Raw genomic sequence first — 6,043 nt, forward strand, 5'->3', positions numbered from 1 at the left:
GTTGATCAACCCGGTCTGGCATTTGCATGCCGGCCATCCGCCCGCGCCGGAGCTGATGTCGTCGAGCGAGGGCAATCAACCGAGCGCGACGATTTCCTTCTCCATGCTGCTCAACCTCGTTGCAGTCGCGAATTCCGAAGAACCCGCCGTGCTTTGGGGGTTCATCCGTCGGTATGCGCCGGGCGTATCGCCCGAAACGCATCCTCGTCTCGACAGTTTGGTCAAGCACGCGGTGCGCTACTTCAGGGATTTTGTTAAGCCGCAGAAGGCCTATCGGTTGGCGGACGATGTCGAGGCGGCGTCGTTGCGCAAGCTGAGCGACGCGCTGGTGCCGTTCGAAAAGGGCGAACGCCCTGCGACGGCCGAGGCTATCCAGGAAGAGATCTACAACGTCGGACGCGCCGAACCGCGCTATCAGGACTTCAAGGCGAAAGGCGCCACACCGGAACGACCGGGCGTTTCGATCGAGTGGTTCAACGCCATCTATCAGGTTCTGCTGGGCGAGCCGCGCGGCCCGCGCTTTGGATCCTTCGTCGCTCTCTATGGCGTCAAGGAAACCCGCGCGTTGATCGAAAAGGCCGTTACTGGCGGCCTTGTCCGGGAGCACGAGGCGTTCCTGCGCGATCGGGGGCAGGCGGCCTAGTCGCGAAGGTTGGAGTGAGCGGCTCGGGCCGCTCGCTCCCGTTTGCCGCTATTGGCGGGTCCACATCACCCGACCGATCCAGGCGACGTCCTCGACTGGAAGGACAAGCTCGTCCTGTTCAGCTCCGATCGACGACAATTCGATCGTTTTCGTCGACCGGCGCTTCAGCTCCTTCACGAGGATTTCGCCCTTGCGGGTGCGCACGATGACCCGGTCGCCCTTTCGCATGTTGGCTGTCGGTGAAACGATCACCAGCTCGCCCTCACGGAAATGAGGCTCGAGCTCCCGGCCGACAATCTCGATCGCGAACGCGGCTTCCCCTGCGAAATCGGGAAAGCTCATGTCCTCCCAATGGGGCCCGCTATTTGGGCGGCCGTCCTCGCCGAACAGCTCTTCCCGAGCGGCGCGGTCGCTCCGCACCAACGGGAGGCTCGACCCGTGGAGACTGCTTGCCGGCTCGATGAGGCGCATGAAGTCTTCGAGGCTGGCACCCGTCGCGCGAAGAATCTTGGAGATCGACTCGGTCGATGGCCAACGATCGCGACCTTCAGGACTGGTGCGCTTGGACTTGTTGAAACTCGTGGCATCGAGGCCAGCCTTGCGCGCCAGCCCGGAGGCCGTCATGCCATGGCGTGACGCCAATGCATCGATCGCGGCCCAAACACGCTCATGAGATAACATGGGTTGAACCTTCACAAATGCACAACATCGAAGCAGAACCTCTCAATAGGAAATTAAGGCCGATTGCGTTCGCATCAACTGGGCATTTCACAACGCGACATCTGGTCCACGTTCTGGTTGCCCCTGGACCGCGTCCCGGCTACTCAAAAAGGATGACCCTCATCTTCAAAATTTGTCCCCGTGCGCTCTGGCAGCAGGCAGAAAAGGCCGGCTCATTTGCAGGGGCGCCCGTGGATCTGGAGGATGGATTCATCCATTTCTCGACGGCGTCCCAATTGCGCGAAACCGCTCAAAAACACTTTGCTGGACAAGGAGATCTGGTTCTTGTCGCAGCGCGTGAGGATCGGTTGGGCGGATCCTTGCGGTATGRGCCGTCGCGCGGCGGAGCGTTGTTTCCGCATCTCTATTGTGTCTTTTCCATGACGGCGGTCGCCTGGGTCAAACCACTACCCCTTGGGGATGATGGCCATCATATTTTTCCGGACCTCTCCGAATGATCGGTTCCCTGTTTCCCCTGGCGAAGCCTTTCCTTCACGCGCTCGATCCGGAAACGGCGCATCGGGTGACCATCCGGGGATTGTCCCTGCTGCCGGTCGTACCGCCGAGGTCCGACGAAGCCTCCCTTGCAGTCGAGGCCTTCGGTCGACGTTTTCCGAATCCGATCGGCCTCGCGGCCGGTTTCGACAAGCAATGCGAAGTGCCCGACCAATTGCTTGGGCTCGGCTTCGGCTTCGTCGAATTGGGTGGTGTCACGCCCAACCCGCAAATTGGCAATCCGCGTCCGCGCGTCTTTCGCCTGGAGCGGGACGGAGCCATCATCAACCGGTTCGGGCTCAACAGCGACGGTCTCGCAGTGGCGCGTGAACGCCTCTCGCATCGCAGAGGCCGGCCCGGCATTGTCGGCGTCAATATCGGCGCCAACAAAGAGACCGAGGATCGCCTCGGCGACTATGTGCGATGCATCGAGGGCCTGTGCGGCCTCGTCGATTTCCTCACGATCAACGTCTCCTCTCCCAATACACCGGGCCTGCGCGACTTGCAGGGTGAGGCGTTCCTCGATGATCTTCTCGCCCGTTGCATCGAGGCGCGCGACCAAGCTGAAACGACTGGACGCCAGAAGACCGCCATCCTGCTGAAGATCGCGCCTGACATCTCCCTCGACGCGTTGGATGCCATTGTCGCCACCATCCTCAAGCGTAAAGTCGATGCGCTCATCGTGTCGAACACGACCATCGCGAGGCCGGCCGCTCTCCAAGAACGCGCGCTCGCCGGCGAAACCGGAGGCTTGTCGGGTCGACCGCTGTTCGGGCCGTCGACGAAAATGCTCGCCCAGACGTACCTCAGAACCGGTCGGTCGATCCCGCTCATCGGCGTCGGCGGTATCGATTCCGCGCAGGCGGCCTGGACCAAGATAAGGGCCGGCGCCACCCTGGTTCAACTGTATTCCGCCCTTGTGTATCAAGGGCCGGGGCTGATCGATGAGATCAAGCGGGGACTTGCCGAACGGTTGCGCGGCACTGGAGAAACACTTGACGCCCAAATTGGCCGCGATGCGTCCGATTTGGCCGAGTGAATGCGAACCTACCTCTAAGGAGTAGGTGCATTCGGCGGCGACACCTCAAGTGACCATGAAAAGGACACTTGGCACGACAAAGAAGGAAAGCTTAAGTTTTCGAACGGAACCAGTATTGGTTCCTGAGCGGTCGCTCTTGGCGAGGTGCACGACGTTGTTACGTAAGCTCCGCAACCGCATGAAGGTCGGCCACGACCGCGTCGAGTGGGGACTCGCAGCGTTCATTGCGCTTGCCGTCGTCGTCGTCGAATGGCGGATGGGGCTTCTCGTGAAGACCTATTTCTTTACGGTCGAGCATCAGGATTGGTATCTCGACCGTATCTTTCTTGCGTCGTTCGCGGCGTGTGTCGCCTTGGCGTTTCTAGGCGTCAGGCGATCGTTTCGGCTGCGCCGGGAAATCCGCCGCAGGGTCGCGGCCGAGCAGACCGCGCAGACATTGGCGAATTACGATCCACTGACCGGCTTGGCGAACCGGACGAAATTCATCGAGGAGCTGGCAGAGGCCGTTCTGCGGGCGAAGACCTACAACACGTCGGCCGCAGTCCTGTTGATCGATCTCGACCGCTTCAAATCCATCAACGAGCTTTATGGACATAGTGCCGGTGACAAGGTCTTGACCGAAATCGCCGGCCGGCTGCGACGCGTCTTGCGCGCCGGGGACAGCGTCGCACGGATCGGAGGCGACGAGTTCGCCCTCACAGTATCGGTCAATTTCGACGACGACATTCCGGTGCGTGTGGCGCAGCGCGTCATCAACACGGTGGTCCAACCGATTCTGCTCGGCAATGCGCGTGTCGAGGTGAGCGTCGCCGTCGGGATCGCCCTTTGTCCGTCCGACGGTACGGATCCGAACGGATTGCTCCACGCCGCCGAACGCGCCATGGACCGGGCACGAGGCGAGGGGCGCGGGAAGTATCGCTTCTTCGAAGAAGGAATGGACGAGCAATTGCGCGCCCGCGCGCTCGTCGAGCAGGAACTCAAATCGGCGGCCAGCAGCGATCAGATCCGGCCCTATTACCAACCGATCGTCGAACTCGCGACAGGCGTCATTTCAGGGTTCGAGATTCTCGCCCGATGGCATCATCCCGACCACGGCATTCTACCGCCCGCCGCCTTCATCCCCATCGCCGAGGATACCGGGCAGATTTCGGGCCTATCTTACCGACTGCTTCAGCGCGCTTGCGAGGAGACGAAGTCGTGGCCTTACCATCTCACGCTTTCGCTCAATATCGCGCCCTGCCAGCTCGAAGAGCGAAGCCTGCCCCACGAGATCCTGAAGGTTCTGCGCGAGACCGACTTCGATCCGAGCCGCCTGATCATCGAGGTGACGGAAGCCGCACTCATCAAGAATTTGGACATCGCGCGGGATGGTCTCGAGATCCTCAAGCGAGAGGGCGTGCGGATCGAACTCGACGATTTCGGCATCGGCTATTCGAGCCTTTATCACCTGCGTGAATTATCCTTCGACGCGATCAAGATCGATCGCTCTTTCATTCAATCGTTGCGGCAGGGTGAGGAGAACAAGCGGATCCTCGCCGCCATCATCAATCTCGGACACACGCTCAATCTGTCCACCGTGGCGGAAGGGATCGAGGACGAGAGCGACTTCGCTCTTTTGTCGGGGCTGGGATGTCAGTACGGGCAGGGGCATTTCTTTGGAAAGCCACTTCCCGCCCACGAAGCTGAATTGCTCGTCACCGAGCGGCCAGCCCTCGTCAAGCGGAACTGACATTCAACGCTTCGTCTCTCTTGCGGCGAAACGTGCTGCGGGTGAGGGACGGATAGAGCGCGGCCTGCGCGATGCCTCTCGCCCCGAGGAACGTCAACAATCCGATCCAAAGACCGGTATTGCCGAGGTCCTGCATGAAAAACAGGGCAATGCTAAAGAGCGCAAAGGCAAGGAGCATGAGATTGCGCATGGCGACGGTCCAGGTCGCGCCTGCGTAGATCCCGTCATACGCGAAGGCGACAGCACCCACGAGCGGCGTGAGCGCCGCGAAGATCAAGAACTGCTTCGCGGCGAGGCGCACCTCGGGATTGGTCGAAACGAAATCGATGATCCAGTCTCCGCCAAGGACGAAGCACATGGAAACGGCGAGCCCGAAGCCGAGGCTCCACCCGAGGCACACCGAAACTGCCCGCCTGAAGCTACGCTCGTCTCTTGCGCCGACGCTTTGGCCGCACAAGGTCTCGGCGGCCGTCGCAAAACCGTCCAGGAAATAGCCGCCGATGAGGAACATGTTGTACAAAACCGCATTGGCGGCGAGCGTCACGTCCCCCGTACGGGCACCAAGAGCCGTAAAGACGGCAAAGGCGAGAATGAGGGCGACGTTACGGATCATGATGTCCCGGTTCATCGCCAGCGTCTGGAGCATCGCCACCCTGTCGAAGATTTCCCGTCGCGCAATGACGAACGGATTGGACCCGAGCCGGCGCAGCACAAGGATCCCGAGCCCAACCCCAAAGATCTCGGCGATGGCCGTACCGATGGCGGCTCCTGCGACGCCATACGCGAAACCGAGCACGAGCGTGGATGTCAGAATGATATTCGCGACGTTGATCGCCACTTGAAGGAGCAGGCCGAGATCTGTGCGTCCCCGGCCCAGTGTCGACCCGAGAATGGCATAGTTCGCCAGCGCGAATGGAGCCGACCAGATCCGCAAATAGAAATACGTTGCCAATGCGTCAGTGACCGCGCTGCTGGCCCCCGCGAGCGTGAAGGCGATGGTCCCGATCGGCCATTGCAGGAGGATGATGGCGAGGCCCGAGGCGACGGCCACGGTGAGTGCACGCGCCAATGTCCGGTCGATTTCACGGCGGTCGCCCGCACCCACGGCCTGGGCCGTCAACCCGGCGGTCGCCATCCGCAGGGAGCCAAAGCTCCACAATACGAAGTCGAAGATCACTGCGCCCAGGGCGACAGCACCGAGAAGCGCGGCCTCGCCTAGGCGTCCGATCACGATGGCGTCGACAAGTCCCAGAAGCGGGGTCGTCACGTGCGACAACGTCATCGGGAGGGCAAGTGCCAGTACGCGACCGTGTGTGATCGCGAGGCGACGTGGGGACGACAGGTCGTCCATTCTCATTTCCGGTCGAAAAGGCGGACGATGAACCAGAGCGGAACCACGATGACGGCGCCATAAAGC

6 protein-coding genes and 1 pseudogene are annotated in these 6,043 nt (G+C 61.3%); 4 read left to right on the plus strand and 3 right to left on the minus strand.

Annotation, left to right across the window (positions count from 1 at the left end):
• Positions 1–643 (plus strand): annotated as a pseudogene (gene lysK, locus AC1DT3_RS10290) (lysine--tRNA ligase); the annotation flags it as partial.
• Between the two features lie 48 nt (positions 644–691).
• Here the strand turns inward: lysK and AC1DT3_RS10295 are convergent.
• Positions 692–1,324 (minus strand): S24 family peptidase, encoded by a 633-nt coding sequence (locus AC1DT3_RS10295; RefSeq protein WP_477465159.1) that lies wholly within the window; start codon positions 1,322–1,324, stop codon positions 692–694.
• Between the two features lie 152 nt (positions 1,325–1,476).
• Here AC1DT3_RS10295 and AC1DT3_RS10300 point away from each other — a divergent pair, with 152 nt between their 5' ends.
• The 3 genes from AC1DT3_RS10300 to AC1DT3_RS10310 all read left to right on the plus strand — a co-directional run bounded on the left by AC1DT3_RS10300 (position 1,477) and on the right by AC1DT3_RS10310 (position 4,626).
• Positions 1,477–1,821: a DUF952 domain-containing protein gene (locus AC1DT3_RS10300; RefSeq protein WP_477465160.1), complete on the plus strand. Its 345-nt coding sequence runs from the start codon at positions 1,477–1,479 to the stop codon at positions 1,819–1,821.
• On the plus strand, positions 1,818–2,897 hold the full coding sequence (locus AC1DT3_RS10305; protein WP_477465161.1) for a quinone-dependent dihydroorotate dehydrogenase: 1,080 nt from the start codon (positions 1,818–1,820) through the stop codon (positions 2,895–2,897). Before AC1DT3_RS10300 ends, AC1DT3_RS10305 begins: the two co-directional genes overlap by 4 nt.
• 154 nt (positions 2,898–3,051) lie before the next feature.
• The gene (locus tag AC1DT3_RS10310) at positions 3,052–4,626 is read left to right on the plus strand and encodes a putative bifunctional diguanylate cyclase/phosphodiesterase (RefSeq protein ID WP_477465162.1); all 1,575 of its coding nucleotides are present in this window, start codon (positions 3,052–3,054) and stop codon (positions 4,624–4,626) included.
• On the opposite strand, the gene AC1DT3_RS10315 is transcribed toward AC1DT3_RS10310, so the two are convergent.
• Entirely contained in the window at positions 4,613–5,977 is a 1,365-nt protein-coding gene (locus AC1DT3_RS10315; RefSeq protein WP_477465163.1) for an MATE family efflux transporter, read from the minus strand. The genes AC1DT3_RS10310 and AC1DT3_RS10315 overlap by 14 nt on opposite strands.
• A gap of 2 nt (positions 5,978–5,979) precedes the next feature.
• On the minus strand, positions 5,980–6,024 hold the full coding sequence (locus AC1DT3_RS10320) for a hypothetical protein (RefSeq protein WP_477465164.1): 45 nt from the start codon (positions 6,022–6,024) through the stop codon (positions 5,980–5,982).
• Between the last annotated feature and the right edge of the window lie 19 nt (positions 6,025–6,043).

It is taken from the genome of Microvirga sp. P4_G7, assembly GCF_056401005.1.

Excerpts from the sequence above, each read along its gene's own strand:
- AC1DT3_RS10315 (WP_477465163.1), bottom strand. The coding sequence starts at position 5,977 with ATGGACGACCTGTCGTCCCCACGTCGCCTCGCGATCACACACGGTCGC.
- AC1DT3_RS10295 (WP_477465159.1), bottom strand. The coding sequence starts at position 1,324 with ATGTTATCTCATGAGCGTGTTTGGGCCGCGATCGATGCATTGGCGTCA.
- AC1DT3_RS10305 (WP_477465161.1), top strand. The coding sequence starts at position 1,818 with ATGATCGGTTCCCTGTTTCCCCTGGCGAAGCCTTTCCTTCACGCGCTC.